This is a genomic window from Maribacter sp. PR1, from assembly GCF_028464145.1.
Classification (GTDB): domain Bacteria; phylum Bacteroidota; class Bacteroidia; order Flavobacteriales; family Flavobacteriaceae; genus Maribacter.
This window is the reverse complement of record NZ_JAQPCG010000002.1, coordinates 59,527-79,081: the sequence shown is the minus strand read 5'-3', so window position 1 is coordinate 79,081 and position 19,555 is coordinate 59,527. Positions and strand designations below refer to the sequence as shown.

The 19,555-nt window shown below is 41.3% G+C and carries 3 protein-coding genes; all 3 read left to right on the top strand.

Annotated features, from left to right (window positions below; all coding sequences use genetic code 11):
* Nucleotides 1-117 precede the first annotated feature (117 nt).
* The 3 genes from PP182_RS03975 (at nt 118) to PP182_RS03965 (ending at nt 19,541) form a co-directional block, all read left to right on the top strand.
* A complete protein-coding gene (locus PP182_RS03975) occupies nt 118-2,364 on the top strand; it encodes a gliding motility-associated C-terminal domain-containing protein (RefSeq protein WP_272650039.1) in 2,247 nt (748 codons plus the stop codon).
* An 8-nt stretch (nt 2,365-2,372) separates the two neighbouring features.
* Entirely contained in the window at nt 2,373-4,535 is a 2,163-nt protein-coding gene (locus PP182_RS03970; protein WP_272650038.1) for a PorP/SprF family type IX secretion system membrane protein, read from the top strand.
* Between the two features lie 501 nt (nt 4,536-5,036).
* The gene (locus tag PP182_RS03965) at nt 5,037-19,541 is read left to right on the top strand and encodes a T9SS type B sorting domain-containing protein (RefSeq protein ID WP_272650037.1); all 14,505 of its coding nucleotides are present in this window, start codon (nt 5,037-5,039) and stop codon (nt 19,539-19,541) included.
* The last annotated feature ends 14 nt before the right edge of the window (nt 19,542-19,555 follow it).

Here is a 19,555-nt window from a genome sequence, read left to right as displayed (position 1 = left end):
CAACATTAAATTCCCCACGCGCGTTATAAGTGTCATATTTGTTTTGAGTACCAAAGGTTTAAGGTGAATGACCTACAATATCACTATTACTTAAGGGGCACAAAACAACACATCATTATGAAAAAATTTTACAAATCTTACTTCTTAACCGCAATCATTGTGCTAATAGGCTCCCTACAGCTTTCCGCACAGGCCATAGTAATAAATGCGCCGGAACCGGCAGACAACCCCAATTTAGCAGGAACTTCCGTTTGGGGCTATATTTGTGCAGGTAGCGGAGGTTTTAATGAATATTTTGTGAACGTAACGTGGGCTGGAACAGCAAATTCCGGAAATCAATTTATTCTAGAGCTCTCGGATGCTAATGGTAGCTTTGGGTCTCCAGTGGAGTTGGCCAACGTAACGGACAAAAACAATACGAACGATTTTGACATTGGGTTTTCCATACCCGAAGACACTAGAGGACTTGGTTATAAAATGCGGGTCAGGAGTACCGACCCCGTTAAAGTCGGTGCAGAATCAGAAGCATATAATATGTTCTTTATGGACATTACTACCAATTTGAACATTAGTGAGCTTGGTAATGGAGTGCCTCCAGGAACGGTCTGCGCAACAGGGCCAATTACCCTCCAAGTTGACAACATACCAAACCCAGAAACCTATCAGTATATATGGTATAGAAGCGGAACGCTGCTAGCTGGAGAATCTGGTCATACCCTGAACGTTACCCAGAGTGGAATGTACAATGCGTACATAGATTATGGCCCCAACTGTACTGGATCTGGTAATACGGATTCTAACATTGTAGATGTTACTATTGGAGGAACAGGAACTGGTATAGCAATTAGCACACCTAGTCAGACATTACTTTGTCCTACTGATTCTGAAACCTTATCTATTGACCAGACAGATGCTTCATGGAGTTATCAGTGGTATAAAAATGATACTGCTATACTTGGTGCCATCGGAACTACGTACACAGTAGATGGTGGTGTAGTCGGATTTGAAGGCGATTATGCGGTAGAAATTACGGGAACAGGTATTTGTACGGAAAGATCTGCAGCTGTATCTATGAGCAATCCAGGTTCCTTTACCGTAACTAGGGATAATCCTCAAAACATAGTGGTGCTTCCGGCACAACAACAGACTTTATCCGTTTCCACGAATGCCAGTGCGCCCACATATAAGTGGTTCAGGAATGATGTTGAGATTACAGGAGAAACCAATAATACATTGAATATTACGGAAGAGGGTACATATTATGCCCAAATAACAGAAACAGGCGGAAGTTGTGGTAGTTCCAGTAAAAACTCCGATACTACAATTGCAGTTTCGCCGGCTTCCTTTGAGGTGGTGGTCGATTATGCCGATAATTATACCTCTTGTGTTACAACTAGCATTATCCTTGAAGTCGTAACCATAAACGCGGTCGCAACAAATGGAACAAAAACGGACGTAACTACCGATTTAATAGATGCATTTGCATACCAATGGCAAAAAGAAGGTACGGACATTGCTGGACAGAATGGAAAGTCAATAAGCTTAGCGTCCAACCAAGAGAATGGAAACTACAAATTAGATGCGAGCATAGATACTTATAACGAATCATCGAATACCTTATCCGTACAACTATTAACGAGCGATGCAGTTACTATTAGTAGTACGAGTTCAGTGTACTGTAGTGCAAGTGATATTGTAAGCCTGTCATCCTCTTTGGATTTGACTACTGAAATTTACGAATGGCAATTAGATGGAGCTGTTGTAAGTACAACGGATATAAGTTTAGATGTAAGCGCAGCAGGCACATACCGATTGGTTTTAGATAGGGATGGTTGTCAACTCATTTCTAATGAGGTTACAATTTCCCCATTGGATGATAATCTGATTACCCTAGAGCCTTCAGGTAGTATTGTAATTCCGGAAGGAACGTCTAGAACCATTAGTGCGAACGGGGGTACCACTTACAGGTGGATGGACGCAAACAATGCTGAAATAAGCACTTCGGATAGTGCATCGATAACCGAACCAGGAACATATACCTTAATTGCGAGTATTGACAACTGTGATGTTGTGAAGCAATTTGAAGTGTCCATTTTAGACACCTTTAAAGTGCCTAATGTAATTACCGTTAATGGGGATGGAATAAATGACCAGTGGGTAATACCCAATTCTTATTCCAATAGAGATGATGTAAACGTTATCATCTACAATGGTCAAGGGCAGGAAATAATTAATGAATTTAACTATAAGAACAATTGGCCACAGACCTCGACAGCTTTTGCCAGGCAAAACATGGTATTTTACTATAAGATTAGAAATGCCAGCGAGGTGCTGAAACAGGGTACAATTACTGTAATACGCTAAAACCAAACATGCTACCAAAAACACGTATACTATTTTTACTTGCACTTTTTGCGCTTGGGTTGACAAAAAACCAAGCGCAGGAAGACAATCCTTATTTTGGTTATGAAGTACCTTCTCAAAACTTGTTAAAGTACAATAGGTTTTTAATCAACCCTACGTTTTCAACGGTTAGGGAGGACAAATCTTATATCAACCTACTACATAGAAACCAGTCGGTACAATTTGACGACAACAACCAAAATTACTTTTTAAGTTATAGTGGCCGAATCAGTGACCGTACTGGGCTAGGATTGAGTTTGTATACGCAAAGATTAGGAGCATTAAGCAACTATGGGGTTTTGGCCAACTATGCCTATGGGGTTAAATTAAGTGATAAAAGTAACTTCACTTTTGGCGCCAACTTATCTTACTACAACAGTGGCTTTGATGAGGGTAGGGCCACGACTGTCGAGGAAGATCCTTTTTTAGCGGGATTCCAAGATCAGAATCTCATATCCTTTCAACCAGGTTTCAACCTGTCCTATGGTAATTTTGACATAGGGGCTTTTGCAGAAAACCTTTTTGACTATAATTTAAAAACCAGCGAATCCCTTACGGATTTTAGTAATAAGACCTACTCCGGACATTTACAATATACCCATCAGTTTAAAAATTCATCGGGTATCTTAGAGGCTGGGCGATTAATGCCGTTGGCCCGTGTTCGAATGGATGGAGAAGAGGATAATGTCACCCTGGGCGGAAGCTTAATTCTTGATTTGCCTAAAATAGGATGGATACAAGGTGGCTATGACAGTTTTTATGGTGCTGCAGCAGGTGTAGGGTTTAACCTCAACCAAAGAATATCCTTAGGGTACACCATGGAGAAGGGACTATCAAACAACTTTGATAATTTCGGATTAACACATGAAATTTCCTTTGCCTATTCCTTCACGCCAAACCTCACAGAAGATAGGGTAATGCTAGAAGATGACAATTACGATGATTTGGTTGAAAATGATTTGGAGTTAGAACCGGAGAACATTGCAACCAATGAAGAGATTGAGGAACTGAAAAGAAAACTAGCGGAGAATGACGCTATAATAGAAGAGCTCATGTTCCGTCAAGATTCTTTGGAATCTAATAGACAGGCTGATTTAGAACGTCGTTTCAACATGGTCATGCGCATGGTACGCAATGAAACCAATGGCGAACGACCAGACCTAGAGAAAAGAGCTGAAGATTTATTCAAAGGCGAAGATACAGCCGTGAAGTTGGCAGCAGCTCAGAATATGGATAATGACAAGGATAAAGAAATCAATACCAATCAGAATAAAATTGAAAGAGATGCCATTGTAGTAAATACGAAAAAACCAACATTATCAAAAACCAATAATGCAAAAGATAGAAATACTGAGGCTTCAGCATTAGTTAAGAACACTGATAAGGACGCTATTACCCAAGTACCTGCTAGAAGAAAGAGGATTGTTGATAAACCAGAAAACGCAGTAGTACAAGACAGGGTTAAAAGCAGAAAATTCAGGGACTTGCCCAATGTTACCGACGGCTACTACGTGGTGGCGAACGTTTACAAAGGCGGGCAATATTTGGATAAGTTTTTAAATACTTTGGAATCCAATGGTATCAATGCGGACTATATCGATAATCCGAACAATGGTCTAAAGTATGTTTATTTGGAACGATATGATACATGGGATGAGGCCGTGGCAGCTCATGATTCTAACCTTAATGGAGCTTATGAAGGTAAGACCTGGATTATGAACGTGGAAAACAGATATACCAACGAGGCCTATGTAGATAACGTGAATAAACTTCGTGAGAAATCGTCTAAATATGATACCGACGTGTTACGTAAAAATGTGGTGGCTCAAGATAAAGTGGCTTCTAATAGCACTGAGCCAAAGAACTATGAATTCGATGGTATCGGGTCTGGCTACTACATCATAGCCAATGTGTTTGCCAATCCAAGAAATGCAAATAGATTTGTCTCCTTATTGAACTCGTATGGATTAAGTGCTAGTTATTTCATAAACCCCGAAAACAATTGGAGGTACGTTTATTTAAAGCGTCATGATTCATGGACAAATGCCCTCATCTCCTACTATTCAAAAATGAATGATGCCTACGATGATAAAATGTGGATAATGAGAGTTTCTCAAAGCCAAATGACCTAACACATAGTTAAAAGACTTAAGTCTTATTAGAATGGAACCAAGGGCAAAACCCTTGGTTTTTCTTTTTGGGAGGAAACAAAGTTTGCGAAAGGACTATTGAATTATTTTAAAATGAAATAGAAACACCAAATATTTCTAACCTAATTTTTATCGACTTCAGCTCATTTTTCAATTGAAAACCAAAAGCCTTAAATCTTCGGCAGCCCTAATAAATTACAGAATTAAGCTACATACACTTAGGTTGTCTTCCATGTGGACTACCAAAAAACCCAATAAAATTTGGAAAATTCTTGTTTAGTCACCAACAACAAACCTCTTTTCACAACATTACATGACCATACTACAACATTAAATTCCAAACCATCTTAGTATGAATAATCTTTGATATTGGAGCAAACCGTTCAGAATCAAAATCATCTGGACAAAAATGACCAAACAATTCCAAAATAAAAGATGAATATCAATTCTGCTTTTTTGAATATATCCAAACCTTCCCGCATTATGAAGCTACCAGTTTCTAGGATTACTGTTTTAATTACTCTTCTATTTTCCATTTCCTATTTCAGTGGTTCGGCTCAGGAATATGTGCCGTTTACTCCTCGTCTAGATGGTGGTAACATTGAGGTAAGAGGGGACATCATTTTTGTCGGTAATAATATTCTTAACCGGGCAACGGAGTCTAATCCAGCACAGGCGAACAACCCCTATAACGGATCAAACAACAACAACTCGTTGTGGATGGAGTATATAGATATTGATAGTGACCCGTCAACATTTAGCTCTAGTAGTGCGGAATTGAATCTCACAGACCCTGACTGTTCTCAAATACGATATGCCGGATTATATTGGGCAGGGACTTACCCCAATGAAAGAAGTACGGATGGCGGAGCACAATTTAATGGAACCCCTAGAATAGAGGAGTGGAACGAGATTAAATTCCAAATCCCAGGTGGTGGCTATGTCGATTTGGTAGCGGATAATAATCCTGATCCTTTAGGACAAGAGGATGATATCATTATAGATGGGTATCAACCAGGTAATCCTGGGGTTTTTGTTAAGGATGCACCTGTTATATGCTATAAAAACATCACGGACTTGGTACGTACCAATGCCAATCCAAATGGAGCCTATACAGCAGCAAACATTAGGGCTACAAGAGGTAGAAGAAACGGTTCGAGTTCTGCAGGTTGGGTCATGGTCATTATCTACGAAAACCCAAACGAATCAGGGAAGTTCATCTCTACTTTTGATGGTTATGCTAGTCTTTCCGGTAGTGTAGGAAATGTAGATATCGGAGTTAACGGTTTTAGAACATTACCTGCTCCCTTTCCCGTAAATGCAAGAATTGGAGTTGGTGCTTTGGAGGGAGATAGGGGAATAACCAATGATAGGTTTTTTATTGAAGGTAATACAAGTGGCAGTGGATTCACCAACCTCACCACCGGGCTTAATCCCACTAACAACTTTTTCAACTCGACCATCTCAACAAATGGGGCCGAGGTTCCTACAAGAACTCCTTATGGTACAAATACTTTAGGAACGGATTTAGACCTTTTTGAACTAAATAATCAGTTCAATAATGTGTTGCCAAACGATGAAACTGGAGCCACTTTAAGGTTTACCTCAACTGGAGATGGATATGGTCCATTTTTAGCCACGTTCGCAGTAGAGATTATTGAGCCTAATATAGTTTTGGAAAAAAGGGTGAACACGCCAGGGGGTGTTGATATTACCGGCCAAGGAGTAAATTTGGGCCAAGTCTTGGACTACGTACTTTCCTTTGAAAATATTGGTAACGATGATGCGGACAGTTACACGATACGAGACGTGCTTCCCGTGAATGTTTCTCCACCAGATGGAAGATCTGATTTTATTCCTTCCGATTTTGTGTTGCCTCCAGGGGTAACTTATGTATATACACCGGCCACTAGGGAAGTGGTTTTTACCATTCCGAATAATCTGGTACTGGAAGATGCACCGGAATATAGTATTAGGATGCGGGTAAAGGTAGCGGAGAACTGTTTTGATTTTATCGATGCCTGTTCCGATTTAATTCAAAATTTAGCCTATTCCACCTATAGAGGCGTTCAAAATAGTGCACAGATTACCGATGACCCCAGTGTAACGGATTTTAGCGCTTGTGGCTTTACCATTCCCGGAGCAACCAACTTTTTGCTGGATGATTTATCGGACTGTAATTTTCAACGTACGGTAGAGCTTTGTGGAAGTTCAGCAGTTTTAAACGCGGGAGACGGTTTTGACGATTATGTTTGGGTAAGGGACGACAACGGTAACAATCTGTTTGATGCCACCGATACGGTAATTTCTGATGGAGATCCTGACAACGACCCTAGCACCATCGTAGTGACCCAAGTGGGTACCTATATAGTGGATAAAATCGTAGCAGACCCATGTAAAGGCTTTAAAGAGATCATTACGGTTACGCCTTACGGCGCAGGATTGATACCTAATCCAATTATTGAACTTTTCAATAACGTAAATACCGACGCGGACCCCTACAATGATATTGCAGGGGAAATAGTCCAATGTAGTGTGGATAATGACATGTTGCCCAAACTTTTTCTTTGTGGTTCAGCGGATACCAAACAGCTACAGGTAAATATTGTTGATGCACAGACGATTGCTTGGGAACAGTTGGATGAAGGCAGTTGTTCTTCATCAGGAGATGATTGTGCCAATAAAGCTTTGACGTGTACTTGGAGTCAAGTAGGAACTGGTAATAACTATATAGTGAACAGTGAAGGTCAATATAGGCTGACCGTAACGTACCAGAATGGTTGTACTAGTCGTTTTTACTTCAACGTATTCCAAAACAACTTGGACATTCAATATAATAAAGAAGATATTATTTGTGCTACTCCAGGAAATATATCCATTACCAATTTAGGTAATGGTTACGGTTACCAATTGGTCAATGCAGATACGGATACTGTAGTAATTCCTTTTAGCGCTAACAACGGTCCTAGTTTTGATTTCAATCCAGGTGAAAATGGAAGCTATATAGTTGAGGTAACGCAATTAGACCTCAATGGAGACCCCATCAACAATGCCTGTATTTTTAGTACACCTGTAATAGGTGTTTTGGATAGGAATGTAACGTATGACGTTACAGGTACAGATGTAACGTGTACTACGCAAGGCTCCATAAATATTGAGATTAATAATGCGGAGCCAAACTATGAATATGAACTTCGATTGGACGATGGCTCTAATGGAGGGCAAGGAACTTTGATCGACGATGAAACGGCCCAAACAAGTAATGACTTTACCTTTTCGGGCTTAAATGCTGGGGATTATATTGTCATTGCTAGAACTCAGGATGGCTGTTCCCATACAGAGCAAGTTACGATTACAGACACCAACGACTTAGAATTAGAGGCAAGGGTATCCCAGCATATTACCTGTAGGGAAGGAAATATAATCATGAGTTCCGATGGTGGCAAGACCCCTCATACGTATGCTATTTGGTCCTTTGTGGACGATTCGGGTACAACGGTAACCTCCTATCCTACACCACAAGACATTCCTTCATCGGAGTTTCAAACCAGCCAAATTTTTGATATTCTGGATCCAGGGGACTATACCTTTGTGGTGGTAGACCGCAACAACTGTTTTGCCTATTCTAATACGGTTACCATAGAATTTAGACCAGCTGCAGAGTTTAGTGCCAATACCGTGGCAGATGTTTTATGTTTTGGAGAGTCTACCGGAAGTATTTCCGTAAACCTTACCGATAGTAATGGATATCAACTCACGTATTATTTGGTGGACATTGGAGCCCAAGATCCTAATGATTTTGATTTCAATGCGTATGACTTAAATAATGCACTTGCGACTAATGCTTCTGGATACTTTCCAAACTTACCTGCTGGTAATTATACCATTATCGTAGATCAAAGAAAAGGCAGTGCAAGCTGTAGATATCCTTTGTTCAGTGAGGTAAATACTCCATCTAGTGCCTTGGACGCTACATCCGTATTAATTCAAGATTATACCTGTGTCGATGATGCCATTATTGAGGCCCAAAATGTAACAGGTGGAACTGCTCCCTATAGCTATAGTATCGACGGGGTAACATTTATTCCGGACTCTACTCCAAACGCACATCGATTTGAAAATATTACCCCTGGTAATTATACCTTAACCGTAAGGGATGCTAATGGTTGTCTGGTTGCAACAGACCCAATCCTCATAGAGGATACGAATTCGCCAACCGATATTAACGTAGTGGAATCGCAAATAACTTGTCCCGCTCAAACCGTAAACCTTCAGGTCACTGCAGTAGATGGAACGGCACCTTTTATTTTTGAAATTATTGCACCCTCTTCAATTGCTCCGGATGCCACCTCTGGCAATACGGCAGATTTTAATAATCTTGCCCCGGATACTTACACGATTAGGGTAACCGATGTAGATGGTTGTTCTTATGAAGAGAACTACACGGTTGCACCTATTTCACCCATAACCATGAGTGCTTCAACAATGCAAGCGGTTTCCTGTTTTGGATTTGCAGATGGCACGGTTCAATTTAACATCAATTATCAGGTAGGTCAAAACTTTACATACACCGTTACTGGACCATCAGGGACAGTATCTACTGGAGGTGTTCAGGGAACTATCAATTTGCCTAATCTTGAAGCAGGAGATTATACCTTGGATATTATAGATACCGATACGAATTGTAACTATTCTACTACCTATACTTTGGAAGGCCCACCTTCAGCGCTTGCTGTGATGCCACCAAGTGTTACACAACCTACCTGTTTAAATGATGGTAGTGTGATTGTTACCGCTTCGGGTGGCTGGGGAAGTTATGTATATACACTGGTTAATCCTGATAGTTCTACTTTCGGAACCAATACCAATGGCTCTTTTAATGGGCTAACACAAGGTGGAACGTATACGGGAACAGTTACCGATGCTAATAATTGTGTTGTGCCTTTCACGTTTGATTTAAATGCGGCAACTATTCCTGTTTTACTATTAACCCCTAATAACGTTTGTTATGATGATGCAGTTGGGTTGACCATAACAGCCAATGTTACCTCAGGAGGAGATGGTAATTTTGAATACAATATAAATGGGGGAGCTTACAGCGCTTCCAATACTTTTTCTGGCCTTGCTCCAGGAACCTATACGGTAAATGTAAGGGATGGAAATAGTTGCACGGACACACAAACCTTAACAGTTAACCCAGAACTAAGTGTTATTTCCAGTGCGGGTAATATTACTGCATGTGCCACGGACACGGATATTGATATTACGGCTGCCGGTGGAGACGGTAATTATGTATATGCCGTTGTAGGAGATGGAGTGGCCCCAACATCTGGGGATTTTTCTGCCGCTAATCCTGTCACTGTTAGTGCTGCAGGCGATTACGATGTATATGTACGCGATAATAATGGAAATGCCGGATATTGTGAGGCCAGTTATGATATTACGATACTTCAAGATGCTCCATTGGCCATATCGGTTTCCAATACGCCTATACTTTGTAGTGGAGAAAATCAGGCCGCAATAACAATTGTAGCAACTGGGGGTGAAGCCCCTTACACTTACAGTATAAATAACGGTAGTACGTACCAAACAGAAAACACCTTTAACAACCAAGGAGCGGGCACATATTCTATAAGGGTAAGAGATGCTAACAATTGTGATGTCACCCAGACATATTCCATAACAGAACCATTTACACTTTCAGCATCTGCTGCGGTAACACAATTGGTAGAATGTAATCCAAGTGATGGTGCCGAGGTTAGAATTACAAACGCACAGGGAGGTACCGCCCCTTATACCTATAGTTTTGACGGAGGATCAAATTACACCTCCAACGCTATAGGTTATTTATTGTCAGGAACCCACACGGTCTATATTCAAGATGCAAATGGTTGTACGTTCCCAATGAACGTCACCATTGAACAGGCCCCGACACCACCAAATGTCACTTTAACCCCCACTGTGGATTATTCCTGTGACGGAACAGGTGTTGTAACTATTTCGCCGGACGATGCCAGCTTGGACTATACCTATAGTCTTAACGGAACTCCAAATAGCCCAGCAGATTCCAATGTGTTTACTGATGTTCCTGTAGGAACTCATACGATTTCTGTTGATTATATAAGCAATACTCCACCTGCAAGAAGTGTATTAATGCTAGAGGACTTTGGAACGGGATCAAATGTGTCTATACCTCAAATTGATACAACGTATTATTGCTATGAATCTCAGGATGCTTCACTAGGCACCTGCTCAGACGCCAATTTTAATATAAATGACTTACAATATAGTGTTACCAGCACCATAGTAGCTCCTTTTGGTACATGGGTAAGCCCCATAGATAACTCTGGAGATCCCAACGGTCGTTATTTAGCAGTAAATGTGGGTGACCCAGGAGTAAATACTATTGTTTATAGTAAAACAGATATAGAGATTATTCCTAATAGGGATGTTGAAGTGGAATTGGATGTAATTAACTTGGTTAGCCAGGGGTCGGGTTTAATTAGACCAAATATTCTGGTGGAAATAGTTGACCCATTTGGTAATGTAATCGACAGTGGTACCACAGGATTAATCGATGAAAACACTGGACCTAATGATTGGCAAAACATTAACATTCCACCATTGAACCCAGGGGCCAACAGTACTATTGACATTATAATACGAACCATAGCTACTGGAACGAACGGAAATGACGTCGCTATTGATAATATTCAGGCTTTTCAATCTCCAGAGCAATGCTCACAAACGGTTACTATAGATGTAACCGTGGAGGACGGTAATGCTTTTGAAGCATCTATAGTTTCATCTGCAGATGTTGCCTGTAATGGGGACAATACAGGTTCAATCACTTTTGATGTAGACAATTTTGGCACTGGTGGTTTTGAATATAGTTTGGATAACTTTACTACTGTTTTAGGAAGCTCCACGACTTCACCACAAACCATTTCAGGTCTTTCTTCAGGAAATTATACGGTGTATATAAGGGATGTTGACAACCCAATTGCAGGTTGTACGGTAACCCTAAATCATACAATTAACGAACCAGCTCCTGTTGTTGCTTCGGCAAGTATCACAGAACAATTTTTGTGTACCAATACAGGGGCCACGATTACAGCAAGTGCAACGGGAGGAACGCCGACCTATGAATATCAACTTGAGGACACACTAGGAGGTGTAATCACAGCGTATCAATCAGGAACTACTTTTGCAAGTGTTCCAGCGGGTGATTATTTAGTAAGGGCAAGAGATATAAATGGTTGTTTTGATGTCATAGATACACCTATAACCATAGTTGCTCCTGTAACCCCTACATTCACCTTAACGCCCACGGCTTGCTACACTGGTAATAACGACGGCAGTATTCAAGTAGATGTAACGGATGGAAACGGGTTATATCAATTTAGCATTAATAGTGGACCTTGGTTGACACCGTCCCCAAACACTGCAACAACTTATACATTCAGCAATTTGGGCAATGGAATGTATACTATAGATGTTAGGGATTCTTATGGATGCCCCGCGGTTCAGCAAAGTTTAACTTTAGACCCATTATTATCTGCAATAGTAGATGTTACGGATGTAAGTAATTGTGCTGACGGCAGTATTTCTGTAACAGCTTCGGGTGGAGATGGGAATTATGCATACGCTTTCGTACCGACTACTACTAGTCCAACAGGTTTGTTCGGACCATCTAATACCTTCACGGTTACTCCAGGAAACGCAGGTACTTATGATGTTTATGTAAGGGATAATGCGGGTGGAACTCCTTTCTGTGAATATATGGAAACTGTAACGGTTAATCCAGCAGTTGCATTAACTTTCACACCTACACCCACAGATCCCTTATGTCATGATGGGATGGGAACCATCGAAGTAAATGTTACTTCTGGTGATAACCCGTTTACCCTTCAAATTATAGATTTGGACAATGGAGGGGCTTCTGATCAAACACTGACAAATATTTTAAATCCAACAACCACCTTTTATAATTTGGCTCCTGGCAACTATACCATTAATGTAACGGATAGTAATGGTTGTACAGTTTCACAAACGCCAATCACAATTAACAATCCAGATGAGCTGGTAGCTGATATTACGGCTATTTTACCATCTGCGTGTGCAAGTGTGGATCCAAATGATTATGGATTCCAATTCATCAATTATCCAACGACCTTAGGTACAATAGAGTTTAGTGCGGATGGAGGAACAACTTGGGTCGCTGACAATAGCGTTCCAGGAACTTCTGATATCATTACTGGATATGTTTCAGGTGAAAACGTGTATCCATCCTTGAGAACGGTAGATGCTTTTGGTAATACCATTTGTCTGACAGACCTTCCTAGATACACGATTCCTTATCCTTTAGACGATTTGGATATCACGGTTACCACGGTCGTGGTCAATTGTGATGAATTGCAAGTAACCGTTCAGGGAACAGAAGGCGTTGCTCCTTATGAGTATGCTTATACGGATGACCCGGCCAATTTTGACCCGGCGACTACCACATGGAACCTAGGAGGCTCAGTAGACAATGGAGGAAACCCAGTAACCGCAGGTCACGGAATGTTTCAATGGACAGGATTAATACCAGGAAGAACCTATGTTTTCTATGTAAGGGATGCCAGTGGTTGTATAAGGCAAAGCAATGTCAACGTCAATGACATTACTACAGATCCTTTGGAAATAGTATCTACTTATGAACCCTCTTGTTCAGGAGCAAACGATGGTACAATTACATATACCATTACCGATACAGATGGAAATATTGAACCTAGCATGCATTGGGAATTCTATGATATTACCGGAGGTTTGGTGCAATCCAGTGGTGGTAACGTTCCTTTTAGCACTTCCGTTACCGTAACCGGTGTGGCCCCTGGTGAATACTACATTGTGGTTACCGAAGTAGACGCCGGAGGAGTGGATAACTGTGTTTCTGGAAGTGAGAACTTGATTATAGATGAATTGGACCCTATAACGGCGACATTGAATAAATTAAGTGATATTTCATGTAATGCACCTGGTCTTATCGCCATAGAAAACATCCAAGGTGGTGGTGGAGATTATACCTATACCGTGACTGGGCCCGCACCTTTTGTAACAATTACCGGAACTCCTGATAATCCAGTAGAAATTCCGGTTAACTCTGTGGCTGGTTCCTACAATGTGACCATTACCGATCAATACGGATGCTTTACGAATTTGGGCACGGTTGTTTTGGACCTTACACCTAATCCGACCATAGATTCTATGGTAGTAGACAATTGTGCTTCCCCAACTTCATTAACGATTAATGCCTCGAGTACTGCTCCACAAATACTATACTCTATTGATGGTGGAACAACCTACGTGGACAACGGAGGCGTATTTAATAATGTAGCTCCAGGCTCTTATAATGTAGCAATAATCGATAGTAATGGTTGTATGGATACTGATACAATCGAAGTTTACCCAGTCTTGGAGGCCGATGTGAGTTTAACCAAATTGTTGGATTGTTCCGTTTCTCCTGATGCCGAGATTACCATTGATGTTAATTTTGGTTCGGGTAATTATGATTATGAAATTTCCAATGGTCTAGGAAGCGTGTTAGCCAGAACTAATTTACCCAGTAATCCTTATGTTTTCAGCACAACAGTTCCTGAAGACTATACGATTACCATTTTTGACAATGGTACTTCCACTCCAGAATGTAGTAGGGTGTTTACCGTTACGGTTCCTCCTGCGGTATTGCCGGTGTTATCCATAACTTCATATACGGATGTAACCTGTAACGGAGCGGATGATGGCATTATTAGGGTTTCGGCCACGGATGGTGGAATTTCACCTTATTCTTTTGAAATTATATCTGGGCCTGGAAGTGGCGCATCATTCCCAATTGCCCCAACATCGAATACGGCTACTACTGCCACTTTCGAAGGCTTGGAAGGTTTGGTCGCACCCGGAATCACATATACTATTAGGGCCACTGCTGCAAACGGATGTACAACGGACATTACACAGGTTATTACTCAACCAGAGCCGATAGCCAATGTCAATGCTTCGGTTATGGAATTCGTGTGTACTGTTGGCAATAATGAAAATAATGCTACCATTACTATAGATGGTGCAGCGATTACAGGAGGTTCAGGAAACTATGTTAGATACGAGTTTGTAGAGGAAGATGACCCGAACACCGTACCCGTTGAATCACCAGCTGTGGTTCAAACAGGAACCAATCCTGTTTATACGGAAACTAATACTGCCGGTGGCAGCTACACCATTAATGTATATGATAGTAATGGTTGTTTAGGTTCAACAACGGCAGTGATTGCTCCTTTTGATGAGTTGACCTCCGCTACGGCATCAATTACCAACACTGTTACTTGTAACCCTGGGAATGATGGCGAGTTAACCATGAATGTGGTATCCTCTTTAGGAGACCCTTCAAGATTTGAATATAGTATAGACAATGGTTCAAACTATCAGGCATCCAATATTTTTGGAGGGTTGTCTGCAGGGCCATATACTATCTTGGCAAGACATATTGATACAGGTTGTATTATCTCTGCTTCGGAAACCTTATTAGAACCAAACACATTTACCATTAACGTAACGAAAACCAGTGATGTCGTATGTTTTGGAACCGCTACGGGTGCCGTAAACTTTGAACTGGTGGATGCGACTTATCCGGGAGGATTTACTTGGACTATATACGATACCAATGGCACCTTGGTAGATACTTTGGATGATACGGTTGTTACCTCAAATACAGAGGCAACCAATGGTCCCACAGCAGACATCAATTTACCTGCGGGAAGCTATTATGTCTCCATTTCACAGGACAATAATCCTTTCTGTGTGAATACAGAGGCCTTTACTATAGCCGGACCACCAGCTGCTATTACCGGAGCGGTTAATACTACGGATATTACTTGTGTTCCAAGTAATGACGGTACAATAGAAATCATTGACGTTGCCGGTGGATGGGGAGGTTACACCTACTATATTGGCGTAGCGGCTCCAAGTGCTCCGACGGACTATTTGGCTTCTCCTTCATTGGGAGGACTTTCTGCGGGAACCTATCAAGCATGGGTAAGGGATGCTCAAGGTTGTGAGCAATTGATAGATGATACTATCGTTTTGGATGATCCAACGCCGATAAACGCAAGCTTACAGATAAATCAGGAGAACTGTACTAACCTAGAAGGCGAAATTGAAGTTGTAGGGGTTACTGGGGGGCAGGGCTCCAACTATACCTATCAATTAAGACTCAATGGCTCCAATTTCCGAGCACCACAGAATACACCAGTATTCTCAGGTCTTGGAGCCGGAAGCTATGAGGTCCAAGTTACAGATCAATGGGGTTGTTCATTTATCACACCGGCTGAATTATTGTATGAAGAAATGAATTTGACGGCTACGGTTGTTAAGGCAATAGATTGTACGGTGAATCCTGAAGGCGAAATAACGGTTAACGTTATGGGTAGCTCTACAAACTTGGAGTTTGTAATGACAACACCATTAGGTAATGTAGTTACTCAGGCGTCAGGTGTCTTTGTAAACCTTACTGAAATTGGAACGTATGATTTTGTTGTACGAGATTTGGACACTACCAACCCTGTTTGTGAAAAAACTATTTCACAAGAACTGGTTGCACCAATTACGCCCGTATTATTGAACGCTACCATTATCAACGTAAGTTGTAATGGAGGTAGTGATGGCAGTTTAACGGCTATTCTAGATCCTACTACGGATGGAAATCCTGATTATCAATATGAATTGATTGGGGTAAGTGCTGGAGCACCTAGCAGACCTTTACAAAGTAATCCATTGTTCAACAATCTGCCCGCTGGAGAATACCAAGTGAGAGTCGTGTCCGGCCTTGGATGTGAAGACATAAAACCGGAAACCATTACGGAACCTGAACCATTGGTGATTAGTGCTACGGCAACAACATTTGATTGTGCTGCTGATAATAGCATTAACACAGCAACCATTACGGTAAATGTAGAAGATGGTGCCGCTACTCCAGGAATACCTTCTGGTACAGGACCCTATTTATATAGTTTGGATAACGTAAACTATCAATCCGGAAACACTTTTAGTGTTGCCGATAACGGATTGGTTCAAACTATTACAGTGTATGCAAGGGACACTAATGGTTGCCCAGCTACGGACACGGTGTCTATTCAACCTATAAATCGTTTCACGGCCACAATTGCCACGAATGTCGATATATCATGTACCAATTCAGAATCGGTTACCATTACGGTTTCGGATAATGGATTGGCCCATAATTACACCTACGAATTGTTGCCGATAGGTAACACCAACGCGGTCCAAACAGGAATTACGGCTACCACTGCGACCTTCGATTTAATTGCAACAGGGTCTTATACTTTCAGGGTTACGGATACGGATACAGGCTGTTATTACGATACACCAGCTTATAATGTTGAACCTTTTGATTTCATTGGAGCAACAGCGACAGCTGTTACGCCAGTAACTTGTTTTGGGGATACTAACGGAGAATTGGAGATCAACATTACAGTCTATACTGGCAACTATGATTATCAAATATTCGATGCAGCCGGTAATCCTATTGGAGGAGTGGTGAGCACGGATACTTCGGTCAACCCAAGAGTTGTTGGAGGTCTTTCCGGTGGCAATTATTTCGTTTCAATAACCGAAACAGATGTGCCTTTCTGTTCGGAGGACACTAATATAGTAACCATAGCTTCACCGGACACGGCACTTACAGCAATTGTAAATCCATTATTAGAGGCAACTTGTACTAATGACCAAGGAGAGATATTGATAGACCCTATTGGAGGTTATGCTCCTTACGATATAACAATGACCAACACTACTACGGGTCAAACCTATTTGGCGACCGGAGTACAGGCGATAACCTTCAGTGGATTATCAGCTGGTAATTTTGATATTTCAGTTACAGATCAAGCCGGTTGTCCATATACGGATACTGAAGTACTTAACCCAGCGACTCCAATCACAGCAAATGCAACGCCATTGGTAACGAATTTGGCATGCTATGGCGATATGGGTGCTACAGTATCAGCTATAGTAACTGGAGGAGGAAGCGGCTCTTATGAGTATCAATTGAATTACTATGATGATGCGGGAACCATCATAGAGTTTTCTACGGCTTCTCAATTAAGTCCCGACTTTAATGATTTGGGTGCTGGTATTTATAGTATTACGGTAATCGATGGTTGGAATTGTGATGTTACAACAAATACTGTAGAAATCATTGAACCTACACCCGTTAGTGCACAATTGATAAGGACCGATCCTTTGACCTGTGCCACAGGAGTGGAGTTTGAATTGACAGCTACTGGTGGTAGTGGTACATATGAATACAGTGTTGATGGTATCACATATATACCAATGACAAGCAATCCGATGGGGCTCCCAGCAACAGGAACACTTGGGGCAGGTACTTATCAGTACTTTGTAAGGGATGCCGTTAATGGGTGCGAGGCAGTTCAGTCCAATGCAATAACTGAGGATATGATTGACCCATTGGAGCTATTGATAGATTCTTCGGCTGCATACATCAATTGCACCGGAGAGAGTACGGCAGTAATATATGCGGAGGCCTATGGAGGCCTTGGTAATTATCAGTTTGAACTATTTACGGACGCCTCCTTGAGCATAGCATCTCGTATTGCAGGACCTACTTCTATTGGTGAATTCAGAAATTTAACCGCAGGAACCTATTATGTTTCTGTAACGAGTGAAGATTGTACAACTTTACCTGAAGAAGTAATCATTGTAGAACCTGCACCATTATCCTACACCGATGATGTGGTAAACGTCACCTGTGAAGGTGAAGGTAATGGTAGCATAACGGTTACACTGTCAGGTGGTGCTGGAGGATACCAATATGCCATTTCTCCAAACCTCAACCAGTTTGATACTGTAAATACATTTACCGACCTGGAGCCAGGGGACTATATCGTGATAGCTCAAGATCAGAATGGATGTTTCGAGTATTTGGAGTATACAATTACTGAGCCGTCTATGTTGATGGTCGATGCTACAACAACCCCTGAAATCTGTGTGGGTAGCGAAGACGGAACAATTTCCTTGAATATTTCTGGAGGAACGGCTCCATATAGCTCTGCATTAAATTCTAATAATGATGCTGATTTTGTACAGGATAGGGTGGACTTTATGGATATGGCTTCAGGAAATTACTTAATATTCGTAAGGGATGCCAACGGTTGTGAGACAAACGTAGTCGTAGAGATAGTACCAGGGGTTAACCTTAATGCTACTGTAGAGCCGATTTATGAATGTACGGGCAATGTTCCTAATAATTACGTGAATATTACACTGGAGGATGAAAGCGTAATTGGAGATGTTCTTTATGCACTGGATTCTGTAGACCCATCTGCATTTCAATTAAATCCGGATTTCACGAACATTGCACCGGGTGACCACTACATTACCATTGCACATGCAAACGGATGTATACAAACGGCAGATTTCACCATAGAAAACTTTGAGCCATTGACATTGGTGCTGGAACAGCAAAGCCTTAATGAAATTACGGCGATAGCGGATGGAGGAAGGCCAGAATATACCTATTATTTTGATGGTGTTGACAATGGCAACGACAACACTTTCTATATTACCCGGACCGATACTTATGAGGTGCGAGTGGTAGACGAAAACGGATGTGAGATGATTGGGACTATATTCATGGAGTTCATAGATATCGAAATTCCAAATTTCTTTACACCAGATGGTGACGGGGAAAATGATTATTGGATACCCAGAAATATAGAACAGTTCCCAGAGATACTAATCAAGATTTATGATCGTTATGGTAGAGTAGTTTCCAGAGAGGCCCATGACGCACAAGGTTGGAATGGAAAATACGAAGGCAAAGAGTTACCAACAGGAGACTATTGGTACGTAATTCAATTGAACGGTGAAGAAGATAGCCGTGAATTTGTTGGCCATTTTACCTTATATAGATAAAAACCTTAACCTAA

Excerpts from the sequence above, each read along its gene's own strand:
- PP182_RS03975 (WP_272650039.1), top strand. The coding sequence starts at position 118 with ATGAAAAAATTTTACAAATCTTACTTCTTAACCGCAATCATTGTGCTA.
- PP182_RS03970 (WP_272650038.1), top strand. The coding sequence starts at position 2,373 with ATGCTACCAAAAACACGTATACTATTTTTACTTGCACTTTTTGCGCTT.
- PP182_RS03965 (WP_272650037.1), top strand. The coding sequence starts at position 5,037 with ATGAAGCTACCAGTTTCTAGGATTACTGTTTTAATTACTCTTCTATTT.